Genomic DNA, 777 nt, shown 5'->3' with positions numbered 1-777 from the left:
CGCGCACGGCTATGTGACGCGTCCGGATCTGAGTTCGGACCGGTTCGTGGCCAACCCGTTTGCTGTGTCGGATGGGGCCGGTGAGCGGATGTACCGCACCGGCGACCTGGTGGCCTGGAACGAACAGGGTGAACTGGACTACCTGGGCCGCACCGACTTCCAGGTGAAGTTGCGCGGTCTGCGCATCGAGCTCGGCGAGATCGAGACGGCGCTGACCGGGCTCGACGAGATCGACCGGGCCGTCGTGGTGGTGCGTGGCGACCAGCACACCGGCGATCAGCTGGTGGCGTATGTCGTTGCCACACCGGGACTTCCGATCGACGCCGAAGCGGTGCGCGAGGAACTGGGCCGGCAGCTGCCCGGCTACATGGTGCCCGCGCTGGTGATGGTGCTCGACGAATTCCCGCTCAACGCCTCCGGCAAGCTGGACCGCAAGGCCCTGCCCGCCCCGGTGTTCGAGGCGGCGGTGTTCCGCGCGCCGGTCACCCCGGTGGAGCAGATCGTCGCCGGCACCTTCGCCGAGGTGCTCGGCGTGGACCGGGTCGGCCTCGACGACGATTTCTTCGCCCTCGGCGGCAACTCGCTGATCGCCACCCAGGTGGCCGCGCGGTTGTCCTCGGCCCTGGACACCCAGCTGGGCGTGCGCGAGATCTTCGAGGCCTCCACCGTCGCCGGTCTGGCGGCGCGGGCCGAAACCCGTTCCGGTGCGGGCGGTCGCGCGGCGCTGGTGCCGCAGCATCGGCCCGAGCTGGTGCCGCTGTCGCTGGCGCAGCAGCG

At 70.7% G+C, this 777-nt stretch carries 1 protein-coding gene; it reads left to right on the top strand.

The genetic code is table 11. From position 1 onward, the window contains the following. Nucleotides 1–777, top strand: a 777-nt coding sequence (locus tag IRT45_RS36385) for a phosphopantetheine-binding protein (protein WP_194810274.1), incomplete at both ends; no start/stop codon positions are given.

Origin of the sequence: Nocardia sp. BSTN01, assembly GCF_015354405.1 — a bacterium.
Taxonomy (GTDB): Bacteria; Actinomycetota; Actinomycetes; order Mycobacteriales; family Mycobacteriaceae; genus Nocardia.
The sequence above is the reverse complement of the archived record's forward strand: the minus strand, read 5'-3'. Positions and strand labels throughout refer to the sequence as shown.